Origin of the sequence: Devosia sp. LjRoot16 (assembly GCF_964252795.1) — a bacterium.
In the GTDB taxonomy this organism is placed as follows: Bacteria; Pseudomonadota; Alphaproteobacteria; order Rhizobiales; family Devosiaceae; genus Devosia_A.
In genome coordinates this window covers 92,433-109,668 of sequence record NZ_CAXUPH020000002.1, presented here as the reverse complement: position 1 = coordinate 109,668, position 17,236 = coordinate 92,433, and the positions used below count along the sequence as shown (strand labels likewise).

The window sequence follows — 17,236 nt, the reverse complement described above, 5'->3', positions numbered from 1 at the left end:
CGCCGCGCCGGTAGGCGTCGGTCCACTCACGGCATTCCGAGCCACATCGCGACCGGGGGTGCCAGCATCGCCGCGACGAGGGTGGCAATGGCGCAGCAGGGAAGATCGTCCCGAGCATAGGGCTCTCGGGAGAAAGACAGCGGGCGCGACACGAGTTGCCACCAGAGTCAGCAGCCCGCTGCTTCCTCCCGAAGCCCTCACTCTAGGTCGGCTGCGAAAGGCGCGCATTTAACAAAGACATCCCGCTGATCGGCGCGATCAACTCTCGCCAATGCGGCGGCCTGCTGCATGACCATCCCTTGCGAGCGCTGCCGATCTATCCCAAGAAGGCGTGGGGCTTGGGGATTTGACGACATGAAAGTGACGCTCGACCTCGACGATCTCGTCCAGCGCGGGGATCTCACGCAGGCGGAGGCCAATCGGCTGAAGGGCTTTGCCAAGGCCGATACCGGCGCGCTTGGCACCAATATTCTGCTCTCGTTCGGCGCTGCCGCCATCGTCATCGGGCTGGGCGCGCTGTTTCCCACCGCCGAGACCGCCATCGGGCTCGGCGGGCTGCTTCTGGCGCTCGGGCTGGTGCTCAGGTTCAACGGCATCGAGCGCTGGACCTTGTTCGGCCAGATCTGCGTCACCATCGGTGCCCTTGCCCTCTCGGGCGGCATCTCGATCCTCGCTGAGGGTTCGGTGCCGATCAATCTGGCCATCGGAGGAGGGCTGGCAGTGGCGGCGGTGGCGGCGCGCTCGGGCCTCCTGGCGGCATTGTCGGTGATCATGCTGACGGCAACAGTGGGCGGAGCAACGGCCTACAATGGCAGCTTCTTCTGGCAGCCGGCCCTGACCATCGGCATTCTCGCGGCGCTGACGCTCGGGCTCTATCTGCTCTCGCTGCGGCTGTCCGCGGACTATGAGCGGTTGGCGATCATCGCGGCGCGCGTCGCTATCCTGATGCTGAACTTCGGCTTCCTCATCGGTTCGCTGTTCGGCGACGATGCACTGAAGCTTCCGCCGCTGGCCTTCAGCGTCGCCTGGGCCCTGGTGCTCATCGTCACGGGCCTTTGGGCGATCCGCGCCAACCGCCGTTGGGTGGTCAATGCCGCCGCCGTGTTCGGAGCGATCCACTTCTTCATCCAGTGGTTCGCAACGCTGGGGCCGTCGCCGCTCTCCATCGTCGGCGGCGGGCTGCTGCTGGTCGGCTTTGGCTTTGCCATCAGGTGGTTCAACCGCACGCAGCACGCAAAGGCGCCGTCGGAATCTGACGTGACCATCCCCGATTCCATTGTCGGTCCGGGCGGCGCGGCCTGATCGCCCCGGTGCGGCGCGCCGAATTCGATAGGTGGCTGTCGAATGGGGGCGTACAGTGCCTGGGCGCACCAACGCGCCGCCAGCGAAAGCGACCCCCCTATATGCCCGTGGATCATCCCGACACCGCGCCCGTCGCGGTTCGTCGCATGCCCAGTCGCACGCTGACGGTGGCGCTGAGCTTCTTCATCACGCTCGGCGCACTGTTCGTGTTGGCGCCGCTGCTGCGCTTCGGCACCAGTTTCGGCTGACGGAGACCGCGTCCATGCCGCGCAGCCCTCTTTCCGGGTCCGATGCCGATCCCAGCGTCGGCGCCGAGGAGCCGTCCGGACCGTTCGACTATACCGAACCGGCCGATCTCTACTTTCCGGTGCAGGTGGGGCGGAAGGCGGGTCTCGACTACCGTCGCTTTCCTTCGGCCACCCTGGCGCTGCGCTATGCGATGGAATCGCTGCTTCCGGGCAAGCTGAACTCGGCGACGCTGGAGGTCGATGGCGAGCGCTACGACAGCGTCGCGATGCGCCGGCTCTATGCTTCGTCGGATTTTCCGGCGTCGTGAGGCGGCGGTACGTCGATGCCGTCTTCGAGATACTCGTGCAGCTTGTTGCGCAGCGTTCGGATGCTGATGGCAAGGATGGCGGCCGCGTGCGTGCGGTTGCCGTGGGTGGCGCGCAGCGTTGCAAGGATCAGTTCGCGCTCGACATCCGCGGCCTGCAGGCCGACCAGTTGCAGCGTCGCGGCTCGATCGGGATGGAGGTTGTAGGCGTTGAGCATCGAGGCCTCGCGCTATTCCATGTCGACCGGCAGGGTGAAGCTGAGATCAAGGGCGGCGAGGAAAGCGACGACAGCGGCGGCGGCCATGATCGCCACTGGCAGCCAGTGCCCGAACTGGGCTCGCGTCATCGCTTGCAGCAACGCCCCCATCCCCATCGCCCCAGAATCACGCCGCGGGTCCGTAGGCTTGTGGTAACGGAGGCAACCTGACGGATGGCTGACAGCCCTCGTGCACGGGCGCCGGAGCGCCGACATCACGGTGTCATTGGGACTTGCAATAGCCGAGGCAAGCCATTAGATACCCCTTCCCAAGCCGCCCGGGGTGACTCGCGCGGTTCTTCGTTTTTGGCCTGATGGCCCGACCGGAAGTAGAGCTGATGGCTGCACTGAACCCGCTGAAGTTCCTGCAAGAGGTTCGTCAGGAAGTCGGCAAGGTCACCTGGCCGACCCGCAACGAGACCCTGGTCTCGACGGTGATGGTGCTGGTGATGGTGGTCATCGCGAGCGTCTTCTTCCTGCTTGCGGATCAGCTCATTGCGATGGCCGTGCAGTTCGTCCTGTCGATCCGCTGAACGGTAAACTGAACTTTTAGGAGCTTCGACGCGGCATGGCCAAGCGCTGGTATATCGTTCAGGCGTACTCGAACTTCGAGCGCAAGGTGGCGGAAGACATCCGCCAGAAGGTTGCGCAGAAGAAGCTTGAAGACCTGTTCGACGACGTGATCGTGCCAACCGAGAAGGTGGTCGAGATGCGTCGCGGCCGCAAGGTTGACGCCGAGCGCAAGTTCTTCCCGGGCTACGTGCTGGTGAAGATGGATATGACCAACGAGGCATTCCATCTGATCAAGAACACGCCGAAAGTTACCGGCTTCCTCGGTTCGGGCGACAAGCCCATGCCGATCTCGGAGAAGGAAGCCATGGCCATCCTGCAGCAGGTGCAGGAAGGCGTCGAGCATCCGAAGCCATCGGTCTCGTTCGAGGTCGGCGAGCAGGTGCGTGTCTCCGACGGTCCCTTCGCCAGCTTCAACGGCGTGGTGGAAGAAGTCGACGAGGAGCGTTCGCGCCTCAAGGTGGAAGTTTCGATCTTCGGGCGTCCGACGCCCGTCGAACTGGAATACGGTCAGGTCGAGAAGGTCTGATCCAGATTCCGGCGCAAGCCGGATACTCGCAGCCTGAGTGTTGCGAGAAAACCGTGGGAGGGCAGGGCGGTCGCCAACCGCTCGTAAAGCCCGGACCACGGCGTCTCACAGATCCGGTGACGCGGATCACCCGCCCGATCCTGGGCACATATGGAGATTGAACCATGGCAAAGAAAATCACTGGGTACCTGAAGCTTCAGGTCCCGGCCGGCTCGGCGACCCCGTCGCCCCCGATCGGCCCCGCGCTGGGTCAGCGCGGCCTCAACATCATGGAATTCTGCAAGGCCTTCAATGCGAAGACCGCCGAGCAGGAAAAGGGTGCCCCGACCCCGGTCGTGATCACCATCTATGCCGACAAGAGCTTCACTTTCGAGACCAAGCTCCCGCCGGTTACCTACCTGATCAAGAAGGCCGTGAACCTGAAGTCCGGCTCCAAGCTCCCGGGCAAGGAATCTGCTGGCACGATCACGCAGAAGCAAATCCGTGAGATCGCCGAAAAGAAGATGGCCGATCTCAACGCCTATGACGTCGACCAGGCCGCGACCATGATCGCCGGCTCCGCCCGCTCCATGGGCATCCAGGTGGAAGGCTGATCATGACCAAGCTCGGTAAGCGTACTGACGCCGCCCGCGTGGGCATCGATCGCAAGAAGCTCTACGCGCTCAGCGACGCCGTGAAGATGGTCAAGGAACGCGCCAAGGCGAAGTTCGACGAGACCGTCGAAGTTGCGTTCAACCTGGGTGTTGACCCGCGTCACGCCGACCAGATGGTACGCGGCGTGGTGAACCTGCCCAACGGCACCGGCAAGACCGTTCGCGTCGCCGTGTTCGCCAAGGATGCCAAGGCCGATGAGGCCCGCAAGGCCGGCGCCGATATCGTTGGCGCCGAAGATCTGGTGGAAATCATCCAGGGTGGCAAGATCGAGTTCGATCGCGTGATCGCCACCCCGGACATGATGCCGCTGGTCGGCCGTCTCGGTAAGATCCTCGGGCCGCGCAACCTGATGCCGAACCCGAAGGTCGGGACCGTGACCCCCGATGTCGCCGGTGCGGTCAAGTCCGCCAAGGGCGGTGCTGTCGAGTTCCGCGTCGAGAAGGCAGGCATCCTGCACGCCGGCGTCGGCAAGGCCTCGTTCTCGGAAGAGGCCCTGTTGCAGAACATCAAGGCGTTCGCCGACGCGATCCAGAAGGCTAAGCCTGCTGGCGCCAAGGGCACCTACGTCAAGCGCGTCGCCGTGTCTTCGACCATGGGCCCGGGCGTGCACGTCGATCCCTCGTCGGTCAACGCTTAAGACCGACTACCAATTCCTGGCGGCAGCGATGCCGCCAGGATGCCGATCTTCGGATCGGTGAAGTCCTGTCCGAGACTGCGGGTCTGCCCGAAAGGGCGCTAATCCCGAGCCTGCGACGCGCTCGCGCGCATCAAAGGAACCCAGCGACGCGCTAGCGCGATCAAGGGAACAAGGGGCCCGCATAGATGGGGTGACAACCGGAATTCGTGTCCGGTTCGAACCAGGCCAGTTGCCGCCAAGGGGCATTTCGCCCTCCGACGGTCAGCCGGTTGACAGGCATCAACCGCTGCACTCCCAAACGGAGGGCAGCAATTGGCAAACGGTCCGGGGCCTATCTCCGGACCAAATGTGGAGACTAGCAGTGGAAAGAGCGGAAAAGGCTGAGCTCATCGCCTCGCTCCAGTCGTCGTTCGCGACGGCCGGATCGATCGTTGTTGCCCAGAATGCCGGCTTGACCGTTGCCGACCTGGAAAATCTGCGCAGGCAGATGAAGCAGGCCGGCGGGACGATCAAGGTGGCCAAGAACCGCCTTGCCAAGCTTGCTCTGAAGGAAACCGACAACGCCGATATGTCGGCCCTGTTCTCAGGTCCGACCGTCGTCGCCTTCGCCAAGGATCCCATGATCGCGCCGAAAGTCGCGGCCGCTTTCGCTGACAAGAACCAGAAGTTCGTGGTTCTCGGTGGCGCAATGGGGAAGACCGGGCTCGACGCCAACAACGTCAAGGCGCTCGCCACCATGCCGTCGCTGGACCAGCTTCGCGCCACGCTCGCAGGGATGCTCAAGCAGCCCGGCACGCGTATCGCGTCGGTCCTCCAGGCCCCTGGTGGCGCGGTTGCACGGGTCATCTCGGCGCACGCCGAGAAGAGCAATGCAGCATAGGCAAACTACCCACGTGGGGCCGATCCGGCCCTCCACGGTTCGAACTGAAACATCAAAGAGAGTGAACTCAAATGGCTGATCTCGCCAAACTCGTAGACGACCTGTCTGCCCTGACCGTTCTGGAAGCTTCCGAGCTGTCGAAGCTTCTCGAAGAGAAGTGGGGCGTTTCGGCTGCCGCTCCGGTCGCCGTCGCTGCCGGCCCGGCCGCTGCTGCTGCCGCTCCGGTGGAAGAGAAGACTGAATTCGACGTGATCCTCGCTTCGTTCGGCGAGAACAAGATCAACGTCATCAAGGAAGTCCGCGCCATCACTGGTCTGGGCCTCGGCGAAGCCAAGGCGCTGGTCGAAGCGGCTCCGAAGGCCGTCAAGGAAGGCGCCAACAAGGCCGAAGCCGAAGACATCAAGAAGAAGCTGGAAGCCGCCGGCGCCAAGGTCGAGCTCAAGTAAGCTCGTCTCCGGACAACGATCTCGGGCAGCGCGGCAGAATTGCCGCGCTGCCTTATTTGCGTCGCATTTATAGTGTTTGGGACGCGTTCCACCCGCGCGATTGGATGGCCGGGCAGGATAATCAAAATTTCGGAGTTCGGATGGCGCTCATCGAGCGCAGATGAATTCGAGTGCAGTTGCGACGGGGGCAGAAGTGGCCCCGCGCAAACGAGTGCGTAATGACCGGGGCTCTCTCCCTCTCACCGGGCCCCGATGAAAATAACAAGGCTGATGTCCTGATGCCCGACGGCTGATAGTCGGGCCTTTGGACATCTGCCTCCGAGACATCGAGAAATTTGAGGAGCTGGTATGGCTACCACTTTCAACGGCCGCCGCAAGGTACGCAAATCTTTCGGCAGCATTCGCGAAGTCACGGAGATGCCCAATCTGATCGAGGTTCAGAAGGCCTCCTATGATCAGTTCCTCATCGTCGACGAGCCCAAGGGCGGTCGTAACGATGAGGGGCTTCAGTCCGTTTTCCGGTCGGTTTTCCCGATCACCGACTTTTCCAACACTGCCTCCCTCGAGTTCGTGAAATACGAGTTCGAGCAGCCCAAGTATGACGTCGACGAGTGCCGTCAGCGCGACATGACGTTCGCAGCGCCGCTCAAGGTCACGCTTCGCCTGATCGTGTTCGAAGTTGATGAAGAGACCGGCGCTCGCTCCGTCAAGGACATTAAGGAGCAGGACGTCTATATGGGCGACATGCCGTTCATGACCATGAACGGTACTTTCATCGTCAATGGCACCGAGCGCGTCATCGTTTCGCAGATGCACCGTTCGCCGGGCGTGTTCTTCGATCACGACAAGGGCAAGACCCACTCTTCGGGCAAGCTCCTGTTCGCCGCCCGCATCATCCCGTATCGCGGTTCCTGGCTCGACATCGAGTTCGACGCCAAGGACATCGTGTTCGCCCGTATCGATCGTCGCCGCAAGATTCCGGTGACCTCGCTGCTCAAGGCGCTCGGCATGGATGCCGAGGAGATCCTCGACACCTATTACACGACGCTGCAGTTCGAAAAGACCAAGACCGGCTGGCAGAAGCCGTTCGACGCCGACAAGATGAAGAACGCCAAGCCGACGTTCGACCTCATCGACGCCAAGACCGGCGACGTCGTGCACGAAGGCGGCAAGAAGCTCTCGCCGCGCCAGGCCAAGAAACTCGCCGAGAACGGCCTGACCCATCTCGCCGTGGTGGAAGAGGACCTTTACGGTCAGTTCATCGCGCAGGACCTGGTCAACCTCAAGACCGGTGAGATCTTCGCCGAAGCCGGCGACGAGATCGACGAGAAGCTGCTCAACAAGCTCAAGGACGCCGGCTTCGACGCGCTGCCGATCCTCGACATCGACCATGTCACCGTGGGCGCATATCTGCGCAACACGCTGGCCGTCGACAAGAACGAGTCGCGCGAAGACGCGCTGTTCGACATCTACCGCGTGATGCGTCCGGGCGAGCCCCCGACCGTCGAGACCGCCGAAGCCATGTTCAAGTCGCTGTTCTTCGACAGCGAGCGCTATGACCTGAGCGCCGTCGGCCGCGTCAAGATGAACATGCGTCTCGACCTCGACGTCGAGGACACCGTCCGTATCCTGCGCAAGGACGACATCGTCGAGGTGGTTCGCACCCTCGTCGACCTGCGCGACGGCAAGGGCGAGATCGACGACATCGACAACCTCGGCAACCGCCGGGTGCGTTCGGTCGGCGAGCTGATGGAGAACCACTACCGTCTCGGGCTGCTCCGCATGGAGCGCGCGATCAAGGAGCGTATGTCGTCGGTCGAGATCGACACCGTCATGCCGCAGGACCTGATCAATGCGAAGCCCGCGGCTGCCGCAGTGCGCGAGTTCTTCGGCTCGTCGCAGCTCAGCCAGTTCATGGACCAGACCAATCCGCTGTCGGAAGTTTCGCACAAGCGTCGCCTGTCGGCGCTCGGGCCTGGCGGTCTCACCCGTGAGCGCGCCGGCTTCGAAGTCCGTGACGTGCATCCGACCCACTATGGCCGTATCTGCCCGATCGAGACGCCGGAAGGCCCGAACATCGGCCTGATCAACAACCTCGCGACCTACGCCCACGTCAACAAGTACGGCTTCATTGAGACCCCGTACCGCAAGATCGTGGACGGCAAGGTGACGGACGACGTCGTCTACTTGTCGGCAATGGAAGAGGCCAAGCACTACGTCGCCCAGGCCAACGCCAAGCTCACCGCCAAGGGTGAGTTCGCCGACGACCTGGTCGTGGCTCGCCACGCCGGCGACAACGGCCTGACGCCCAAAGAAACCATCGACCTGATGGACGTTTCGCCCAAGCAGGTCATCTCGGTCGCGGCTTCCTTGATCCCGTTCCTCGAGAACGACGACGCCAACCGCGCCCTGATGGGCTCGAACATGCAGAAGCAGGCCGTGCCGCTGCTGCGTGCCGAGGCGCCGTTCGTCGGCACCGGCATGGAAAAGATCGTCGCCCGTGACTCGGGCGCCGCGATCGTCGCCAAGCGCAAGGGCATCGTCGACCAGGTGGATGCGACCCGTATCGTTATCCGCGCCACCGAAGAGACCGATGCGTCGAAGTCCGGCGTCGATATCTACAACCTGATGAAGTTCCAGCGTTCGAACCAGTCGACCTGCATCAACCAGCGCCCGCTGGTGGTGGTGGGCGACCATGTCGACGCCGGCGACATCGTTGCCGATGGTCCCTCGACCGACCTGGGCGATCTGGCTCTCGGCCGCAACGTGCTCGTCGCGTTCATGCCGTGGAACGGCTACAACTTCGAAGACTCGATCCTGCTCAGCGAAAAGATCGCCATGCAGGACGTGTTCACCTCGATCCACATCGAGGAATACGAAGTGATGGCCCGCGACACCAAGCTTGGTCCCGAGGAAATCACCCGCGACATTCCGAACGTTTCGGAAGAAGCGCTGAAGAACCTCGACGAAGCCGGTATCGTCCACATCGGTGCGGAAGTCGCAGCCGGCGATATCCTCGTTGGCAAGATCACCCCGAAGGGCGAAAGCCCGATGACGCCGGAAGAAAAGCTCCTCCGCGCCATCTTCGGCGAGAAGGCCTCGGACGTCCGTGACACCTCGCTCCGCGTTCCGCCGGGCGATGCTGGTACCGTCGTTGAAGTGCGCGTGTTCAACCGCCACGGCATCGACAAGGACGAGCGCGCCATGGCCATCGAGCGCGAGGAAATCGAGCGCCTGGCCAAGGACCGTGACGACGAGCAGTCGATCCTCGACCGCAACGTCTATGCGCGCCTGAAGGAAATGCTGTTCGGCAAGACCGCGACCGCTGGCCCCAAGGGCTATGTCAACGGCACCAAGCTGAACGACGCGACCTTCGACGCCCAGCCGCGGTCCAAGTGGTGGCAGTTCGCCCTCGAGGACGACAAGGTGATGGCCGAGATGGAGGCCCTCCACGCTCAGTACGAGGAGAGCCGCAAGCTGCTCGAGCAGCGCTTCATCGACAAGGTCGACAAGCTGCAGCGCGGTGACGAACTTCCGCCGGGCGTGATGAAGATGGTCAAGGTCTTCGTGGCGACCAAGCGCAAGATCCAGCCGGGCGACAAGATGGCCGGCCGGCACGGCAACAAGGGTGTGGTTTCGCGTATCACCCCGATCGAAGACATGCCGTACCTCGAAGACGGTACGCACGTCGACATCGTGCTGAACCCGCTCGGCGTGCCGTCGCGCATGAACGTGGGCCAGATTCTCGAGACGCATCTTGGCTGGGCCGCGCGCGGCCTGGGTAAGAAGATCGACGAGATCATGAAGACCTACCAGCAGAAGGGCGACATGACGCCGCTCAAGAAGGAGATCAGCGCCCTCTACGAAGGCGACGAGTACGTCTCCCAGCTTGACGACGACAGCCTGCTCCGCCTCGGCGAGCATCTCTCCAAGGGCGTGCCGATCGCCACGCCGGTGTTCGACGGCGCCAAGGAGAGCGATATCGTCGAGCTGCTGACGCGGGCAGGGCTGAACTCCACCGGCCAGTCCATCGTCTTCGATGGCCGTACCGGTGAGCAGTTCGATCGCCGGGTGACCGTGGGCTACATCTATATGCTGAAGCTCCACCACCTCGTGGACGACAAGATCCACGCCCGCTCGATCGGCCCGTACTCGCTCGTTACCCAGCAGCCGCTGGGCGGCAAGGCGCAGTTCGGTGGCCAGCGCTTCGGCGAAATGGAGGTGTGGGCGCTCGAAGCGTACGGCGCCGCCTACACGCTGCAGGAAATGCTGACCATCAAGTCGGACGACGTTGCTGGTCGCACCAAGGTCTACGAGGCGATCGTCAGAGGCGACGACACCTTCGAGGCGGGCATCCCCGAGAGCTTCAACGTTCTCGTCAAGGAAATCCGCTCTCTCGGCCTCAATGTCGAGCTGGATACGTTTGAAGGCGATGCGCTGCCCCAGGGCGGCCCTGCCGACAACCAGCTCGCACCTCCTCAGAACGCGGCGGAATAAGGCTGCCGAGTTCAACCCACATTCACTTCGGACGCTTCCCGGCCCGAGCCGCCGGGGAGCTCCGATAAGAGGAGTCTACCGATGAACACTCATCACCACGTCATGGACCCGTTCAACCCGCAGGTCCCGGTTCAGATGTTCGATCAGATGAAGATCAGCATCGCGAGCCCGGAAAAGATCCTGAGCTGGTCCTACGGCGAGATCAAAAAGCCCGAGACCATCAACTATCGTACCTTCAAGCCTGAGCGCGACGGCCTGTTCTGCGCGCGCATCTTCGGGCCTGTGAAGGACTACGAGTGCCTGTGCGGCAAGTACAAGCGCATGAAGTTCAAGGGCGTCATCTGCGAGAAGTGCGGTGTCGAAGTCACCCTGAGCCGCGTCCGTCGCGAGCGCATGGGCCACATCGAGCTCGCCGCCCCGGTAGCCCATATCTGGTTCCTCAAGTCGCTGCCGTCGCGTATCGCGCTGCTGCTCGACATGACGCTGAAGGATATCGAGCGCATCCTGTACTTCGAGCAGTACGTTGTGCTGGACCCCGGCCTGACCCCGTTCGGCGTGAACGAGCTGGTCACCGAGGAGCAGTATATCGACGCCCAGGACCAGTACGGTGCTGACAGCTTCACCGCCAAGATCGGCGCCGAGGCCATCCGCGACCTGCTGCTCTCGCTCGACCTCGAGAAGATCGCTGCGGACCTCCGCGTCGAGATCGCCGAGGCGACCACTGAGCTCAAGCCCAAGAAGCTGGCCAAGCGTCTGAAGATCGTCGAGCAGTTCATCGTCTCGGGCAACAAGCCCGAGTGGATGATCATGACCGTCATCCCGGTCATTCCGCCCGAGCTCCGCCCGCTGGTCCCGCTGGACGGCGGCCGCTTCGCCACGTCCGATCTGAACGATCTCTACCGTCGTGTGATCAACCGCAACAACCGCCTGAAGCGTCTGATTGAACTGCGCGCTCCGGACATCATCATCCGCAACGAGAAGCGCATGCTTCAGGAAGCGGTCGATGCGCTGTTCGACAACGGCCGCCGTGGCCGCACCATCACCGGTGCGAACAAGCGTCCGCTGAAGTCGCTCTCCGATATGCTCAAGGGCAAGCAGGGCCGGTTCCGCCAGAACCTGCTCGGCAAGCGCGTGGACTATTCCGGCCGTTCGGTGATCACCGTGGGTCCGGAGCTCAAGCTCCACCAGTGCGGCCTGCCCAAGAAGATGGCGCTCGAGCTGTTCAAGCCCTTCATCTACTCGCGCCTTGAGGCCAAGGGCCTCTCGTCGACGGTGAAGCAGGCCAAGAAGCTGGTCGAAAAGGAAAAGCCCGAGGTCTGGGATATCCTCGATGAAGTGATCCGCGAGCACCCGGTTCTGCTGAACCGCGCTCCGACCCTTCACCGTCTGGGCATCCAGGCGTTCGAGCCGCACCTGATCGAAGGTAAGGCTATCCAGCTGCACCCGCTCGTCTGCGCGGCGTTCAACGCCGACTTCGACGGCGACCAGATGGCCGTGCACGTGCCGCTCTCGCTCGAGGCGCAGCTCGAAGCCCGTGTGCTGATGATGTCGACCAACAACATCCTGCACCCGGCCAACGGCCAGCCGATCATCGTGCCGAGCCAGGACATCGTGCTGGGCCTCTACCACCTCTCCCTGATGAACGAGGGTGAGCCGGGGCAGGGCATGGCGTTCTCGGACATGGGCGAGCTGGAGCACGCGCTGGCTTCCGGCGTCGTCACCATGCACACCAAGATCAAGGGGCGCGTCGACGTCTATGATCTGGAAGGCAACCGCACGACCGAGATCGTCGAGACCACGCCGGGCCGCATGTTGCTGGGCAAGCTCCTGCCCAAGCATCCGGCGGTGCCGTATGCGACGGCGAACCAGCTGATGACCAAGAAGATGATCTCCAAGATGATCGACACCGTGTATCGCGGTTGCGGTCAGAAGGAGACGGTCATCTTCTGCGACCGCATCATGGATATGGGGTTCAAGCACGCTGCCCGCGCCGGCATCTCGTTCGGCAAGGACGACATGGTTATCCCGGCCTCGAAGTACAAAATCGTCGAGGACACGCGTAAGCAGGTCGAAGAGTTCGAGCAGCAGTACAATGACGGCCTGATCACTCAGGGCGAGAAGTACAACAAGGTGGTCGACGCCTGGGCCAAGTGCGGTGACAAGGTCGCCGAAGAGATGATGAAGGGCATTGCTGCCGTTCAGTTCGACAAGGAGACGGGTCGTCAGAAGCCGATCAACTCGGTTTACATGATGAGCCACTCCGGTGCGCGCGGTTCGCCGGCGCAGATGAAGCAGCTCGCCGGTATGCGCGGCCTGATGGCGCGTCCGGATGGCTCGATCATCGAGACCCCGATCACGGCCAACTTCAAGGAAGGCCTGAACGTTCTCGAGTACTTCAACTCGACCCACGGTGCTCGTAAGGGCCTCGCGGACACCGCGCTGAAGACCGCGAACTCGGGTTACCTGACCCGTCGTCTCGTCGACGTGGCGCAGGACTCGATCATCACCGAGCTCGATTGCGGTACCGAACGCGGCCTCACCATGGAGCCGATCGTCGATGCCGGCCAGGTCGTGGCTTCGCTGGGCCAGCGCATTCTCGGCCGCACCGCGGCTGACGATGTGGTGAACCCGGAGAACGGCGACGTCATCGTTCCCAAGGGCACGCTGCTCACCGAAAAGGACGTGGAGCTCATCGAGAGCTACAAGGTCCAGTCGATGCGCATCCGTTCGCCGCTGACCTGCGATCTCCGCCAGGGCTGCTGCGCCGCGTGCTATGGTCGCGACCTCGCTCGCGGTACGCCGGTCAACATCGGTGAAGCTGTCGGCGTTATCGCCGCTCAGTCGATCGGTGAGCCGGGCACCCAGCTGACCATGCGTACGTTCCACATCGGTGGCACCGCGCAGGTGGTTGACTCGTCCTATCTCGAGGCTGGCGCCGAGGGTAAGGTCGAGATCCGCAACCGCAACGTCGCCAAGGTCGAGGGCGGCCAGCTGGTCGCCATGGGCCGTAACGTGACCATCGCCATCCTCGATCCCGAGGGCAAGGACCGCGCCACGCACCGCGTGACGTACGGCGCCAAGCTCCGTGTCGATGACGGCGCCGAGGTCAAGCGCGGCCAGCGTATCGCCGAATGGGATCCCTACACCCGTCCGGTGCTGGCCGAAGTCGATGGCGAAGTCGGCTTCGAGGATCTGGTCGACGGTGCATCGGTGACGGAAAACACCGACGAGACCACCGGCTTCACCAAGCGCGTCGTGGCTGACTGGCGGACCAGCCAGCGCAGCGACGGCCTGAAGCCGGCGATCACGATCAAGCGTGGCAACGCCGTCGTCAAACTGGATCGCGGCGGTGAAGCCCGGTACCTGCTCTCGGTCGACGCGGTCATCGCGGTCGAGCCGGGCGAGAAGGTGTCGCCGGGTGACGTTCTGGCCCGTATTCCGCTGGAAAGCGCCAAGACCAAGGACATCACCGGCGGTCTGCCGCGTGTGGCCGAGCTGTTCGAGGCCCGTCGTCCCAAGGATCACGCGATCATCGCGGAGATCACCGGCACGATCAAATTCGGTCGCGACTACAAGAACAAGCGCCGGATCATCATCGAGGCCTCGGAAGAGGGCGCCGAGCCCGTCGAGTACCTGATCCCGAAGGGCAAGCCGTTCCACCTCCAGGAAGGCGACACCATCGAGAAGGGTGAGTACATCCTCGACGGCAACCCGGCACCGCACGACATCCTGGCGATCAAGGGCGTGGAAGAGCTTGCTCGTTACCTCGTCAACGAGATCCAGGAAGTCTACCGGCTGCAGGGCGTGCTGATCAACGACAAGCACATCGAGGTGATCGTTCGCCAGATGCTGCAGAAGGTCGAGATCGTGAACCCGGGCGACAGCGGCATGCTCAAGGACGAGCAGCTCGACAAGCTGGACTTCGACGAGCTCAACGACCAGCTGGTTGCCGACGGCAAGAAGCCGGCGACGGCCAACCCGGTGCTGCTTGGCATCACCAAGGCGTCGCTGCAGACCCGCTCGTTCGTGTCGGCCGCGTCCTTCCAGGAAACCACCCGCGTCCTCACCGAGGCGGCAGTTTCCGGCAAGGCCGACCTGCTCGAAGGTCTCAAGGAGAACGTCATCGTCGGCCGCCTGATCCCGGCCGGCACCGGTGCGGGTATCAGCAAGGCCAAGGCGATCGCCACTCGTCGCGACGACATGATCCTCGACGAGCGTCGCCGCCAGGCCGAGACCGCCGCCATCCCGGCGCCGACCCCGACCCCGGTGGAGCCGGCCGAGTAATCGGCAGGACATCGCAGAACTTCGAAAGGGCCCTCCGGGGCCCTTTCTTTTTTCTGGCAGCAGGAAACTGCCGACAACCGCGCCGGCGACGTGGACAAACTCCGATCGCTGCATGACATGCTGCGGCCATCGTCGTTCGTCCGCGATTCAGCGTGTCAGCCGGGCGGCGACTTGAGCACCAGGAGATACAATGCGTATTCCGCCGCTTGCCATCGCCGTTGCCGTGATCGCCGTCGTCGCTGTCATCCTGTTCGGCTCCTGGTACCAGATCGACCAGGGTGAAGAGGGCGTCGTGCTCCGCAACGGGGCGGTCACCGGCACGGTTGGACCGGGCCTCCACTTCAAGTTGCCGATCGTCGACGAGGTGAAGGAGGTGTCGCTGCAGTCCCACACCAAGACCTTCGAGTCGATGGAGTCCTACAGCCGCGACCAGCAGCCGGCGCAGATCCGGCTGTCGGTGAGCTATCACGTCATTCCGGGTAGCGGCGCTGAGGTCTATGCCGAGTATGGTGGCGTCGACAACATGATTGCCCGGCTGGTCGAGCCGCGCGTGCCGGCATTGTTCAAGAACGTCTTCGGCCAGTATGACGCACTGGGTGTCATCCAGCAGCGCGCCAAACTCAACCTCGATGCGCTGGCCGCCCTGCAGGCCGGCATCGGCGACCCGATCATGGTGGAGAGCGTGCAGGTTGAGGACATCAAGTTCTCCGCTGCCTACGAGAACTCCATCGAGCAGAAGCAGCTCGCCACCGTCGAAGTGCAGAAGCGGCAGCAGGAACTGGCCCAGCAGGAAGTGCAGGCCAAGATCACCGTCACCCAGGCTCAGGCGGAAGCGGACTCGGTCGTCGCCACGGCCACCGCCAACGCTCAGGCTGTGCGACTTGCCGCGGAAGCCGAGGCCTACTCGATCGAGATCAAGGGCCGGGCCGAAGCGACGGCGATCGACCAGCGTGGGCAGGCGCTGAAGGACAACCCGGGTGTCGTGGCGCTCGTGCAGGCCGAAAAGTGGGACGGCGTCCTGCCATCGGTGATGCCGCCCGGCGGTACGGTGCCGTTCCTCAACCTGACGCCCACGCCCACGATACCCTGAGCCTGCGTGCTCGGCACCGTATGAAAGGGCCCTCCGGGGCCCTTTCGCATTTCCGTCGTCGCTCCGACGCAAATCTGCAACCGCTCTGTGAGGCAAGCGACACACGGCATCAGTACCTGAGGCGCGCAACCCAAAGGAGCATCTCATGTTGCGCAAAGCCTTTATCGCCGGCGTCAGCCTTGCCGCGCTCGCCAGCGCCGCCATTGCCCAGGACGTCGCGCCCAAGCAGTTCGACGCGGTGCTTAAGGCGCATGCCCAGCTGCCGGCCCAGTCCTTCATTCCGGCGCCGGCAGATGCCCCGGCCTACTTCAACCTGTCCGGCCGCTTCACCAATGGTCCGAAGACCGAGGCGCTCTACTCGGTCTACGACCCGAAGACCGGGCTGTCCCGCCCCTATGCCGGGCAGGCGATCCAGGGTTTCTCGGGCATTCGCTCGCTCGGCGGCGACCGCTTCCTGGTGCTGACCGACAATGGCTTCGGCTCCAAGCTCACGTCGACCGACTCGCTGCTGATGTTCCACGAGCTGAAGCTCGACTGGGCCAACGGCCGGGTAGGGGTGACGAACACCACCTTCCTCAAGGACCCGAACGGCGTTGTGCCGTTCCGCATCGTCAACGAAGCCACCAAGGAGCGCTATCTCACGGGCTCCGACTTCGACATCGAGTCGATCCAGCCGGTCGGCGACACCTATTGGCTCGGCGACGAGTTCGGCCCCTGGCTGATCAACGTCGCCGCCGACGGCACAGTGCTCAAGGTCGTTGCCACCAAGATCGGCGATGTCGACTACAAGTCGCCGGACAACCAGACGGTCGTCACCCCCAATCCGGGCACCCCGCTCGCCGGCGTCAACACCCAGCGTTCCGGTGGCTACGAGGGCATGGCCCAGTCGGCCGACGGCAAGACGCTCTACCCGCTGCTCGAAAAGACCTTCTTCGACGAGACGGCCGGCGCGGCGGAACTGGTCGACGGCAAGCCGGCGATCCGCATGCTGGAGTTCCACCTCGACAGCAACAGCTGGGGCGAGCAGCTCCGCTACTACCCGCTGGAGGACGCTGCGAACTCGATCGGCGACTTCAACATGATCGACGATCACCGCGCACTGATCATCGAGCGCGACCAGGGCTCGGGCGGCGCCTGGGCCGACAAGCCGGCCAAGCTGAAGCGCATCTATCTGGTCGATCTCAACAAGACCGATGCCGATGGCGTGCTGCACAAGCTCGCCTATATCGACCTGCTCGCCATCAAGGACCCGAACGGCGTCGCGCCGCGCGGCACCGAGAGCGGCGTCTTCACCTTCCCGTTCGAGACCATCGAGGATGTCGACCTGGTCGATCCGACCACCATCGTCGTCGCCAACGATAACAACTATCCTTACTCGGTGGGCCGTCAGCAGGGCCGGGCCGACGACAACGAGTTCATGCTGCTCGACGTCGCCGACTTCCTGAAGGCCGAGTAAGGCCCAGCCAGAACCGGAAGGGGCCGATACCGGCCCCTTCCTTTTGCCTGGTCCAGGTGTCATGCAATCGTCATACGTCGC

At 63.3% G+C, this 17,236-nt stretch carries 14 protein-coding genes; 12 read left to right on the top strand and 2 right to left on the bottom strand.

Annotated elements, in window-relative coordinates; translation table 11 throughout:
* Positions 1 to 354: 354 nt before the first annotated feature.
* The gene (locus tag ACSQ23_RS10955) at positions 355 to 1,302 is read left to right on the top strand and encodes a hypothetical protein (protein WP_436090626.1); all 948 of its coding nucleotides are present in this window, start codon (positions 355 to 357) and stop codon (positions 1,300 to 1,302) included.
* A gap of 262 nt (positions 1,303 to 1,564) precedes the next feature.
* Positions 1,565 to 1,858, top strand: coding sequence for a hypothetical protein (locus tag ACSQ23_RS10950; protein WP_055996333.1), 294 nt, complete (start codon positions 1,565 to 1,567; stop codon positions 1,856 to 1,858).
* Here ACSQ23_RS10950 and ACSQ23_RS10945 read toward each other — a convergent pair.
* Both ACSQ23_RS10945 and ACSQ23_RS10940 read right to left on the bottom strand, forming a co-directional pair.
* Positions 1,828 to 2,073 (bottom strand): helix-turn-helix domain-containing protein, encoded by a 246-nt coding sequence (locus tag ACSQ23_RS10945; RefSeq protein WP_436090625.1) that lies wholly within the window; start codon positions 2,071 to 2,073, stop codon positions 1,828 to 1,830. The genes ACSQ23_RS10950 and ACSQ23_RS10945 overlap by 31 nt on opposite strands.
* Before the next feature lie 12 nt (positions 2,074 to 2,085).
* Entirely contained in the window at positions 2,086 to 2,214 is a 129-nt protein-coding gene (locus ACSQ23_RS10940; RefSeq protein ID WP_436090624.1) for a hypothetical protein, read from the bottom strand.
* A 236-nt stretch (positions 2,215 to 2,450) separates the two neighbouring features.
* Here ACSQ23_RS10940 and secE point away from each other — a divergent pair, with 236 nt between their 5' ends.
* From secE to ACSQ23_RS10890, 10 genes are all read left to right on the top strand, one after another.
* Entirely contained in the window at positions 2,451 to 2,645 is a 195-nt protein-coding gene (gene secE, locus ACSQ23_RS10935; RefSeq protein WP_055877966.1) for a preprotein translocase subunit SecE, read from the top strand.
* 35 nt (positions 2,646 to 2,680) lie between these two features.
* The gene (nusG, locus tag ACSQ23_RS10930) at positions 2,681 to 3,211 is read left to right on the top strand and encodes a transcription termination/antitermination protein NusG (RefSeq protein WP_055877965.1); all 531 of its coding nucleotides are present in this window, start codon (positions 2,681 to 2,683) and stop codon (positions 3,209 to 3,211) included.
* A 164-nt stretch (positions 3,212 to 3,375) separates the two neighbouring features.
* Positions 3,376 to 3,804 carry a 50S ribosomal protein L11 gene (gene rplK / locus ACSQ23_RS10925; RefSeq protein WP_055877963.1) on the top strand — a complete coding sequence of 143 codons (429 nt, stop codon included), beginning with the start codon at positions 3,376 to 3,378 and terminating at the stop codon, positions 3,802 to 3,804.
* Positions 3,805 to 3,806: 2 nt separating this feature from the next.
* On the top strand, positions 3,807 to 4,502 hold the full coding sequence (gene rplA / locus ACSQ23_RS10920) for a 50S ribosomal protein L1 (protein ID WP_436090623.1): 696 nt from the start codon (positions 3,807 to 3,809) through the stop codon (positions 4,500 to 4,502).
* A 361-nt stretch (positions 4,503 to 4,863) separates the two neighbouring features.
* Positions 4,864 to 5,382: a 50S ribosomal protein L10 gene (gene rplJ, locus ACSQ23_RS10915; protein WP_055877957.1), complete on the top strand. Its 519-nt coding sequence runs from the start codon at positions 4,864 to 4,866 to the stop codon at positions 5,380 to 5,382.
* A 71-nt stretch (positions 5,383 to 5,453) separates the two neighbouring features.
* Positions 5,454 to 5,828: a 50S ribosomal protein L7/L12 gene (gene rplL / locus ACSQ23_RS10910; protein ID WP_055877952.1), complete on the top strand. Its 375-nt coding sequence runs from the start codon at positions 5,454 to 5,456 to the stop codon at positions 5,826 to 5,828.
* A 348-nt stretch (positions 5,829 to 6,176) separates the two neighbouring features.
* Complete coding sequence (gene rpoB / locus ACSQ23_RS10905) at positions 6,177 to 10,325, top strand: DNA-directed RNA polymerase subunit beta (protein WP_055877950.1); 4,149 nt, start codon at positions 6,177 to 6,179, stop codon at positions 10,323 to 10,325.
* Positions 10,326 to 10,406: 81 nt separating this feature from the next.
* Positions 10,407 to 14,609, top strand: coding sequence for a DNA-directed RNA polymerase subunit beta' (rpoC, locus tag ACSQ23_RS10900; RefSeq protein ID WP_436090622.1), 4,203 nt, complete (start codon positions 10,407 to 10,409; stop codon positions 14,607 to 14,609).
* Positions 14,610 to 14,799: 190 nt separating this feature from the next.
* Positions 14,800 to 15,699: an SPFH domain-containing protein gene (locus ACSQ23_RS10895; protein ID WP_055877945.1), complete on the top strand. Its 900-nt coding sequence runs from the start codon at positions 14,800 to 14,802 to the stop codon at positions 15,697 to 15,699.
* 145 nt (positions 15,700 to 15,844) lie between these two features.
* The gene (locus ACSQ23_RS10890) at positions 15,845 to 17,155 is read left to right on the top strand and encodes an esterase-like activity of phytase family protein (RefSeq protein ID WP_436090621.1); all 1,311 of its coding nucleotides are present in this window, start codon (positions 15,845 to 15,847) and stop codon (positions 17,153 to 17,155) included.
* The last annotated feature ends 81 nt before the right edge of the window (positions 17,156 to 17,236 follow it).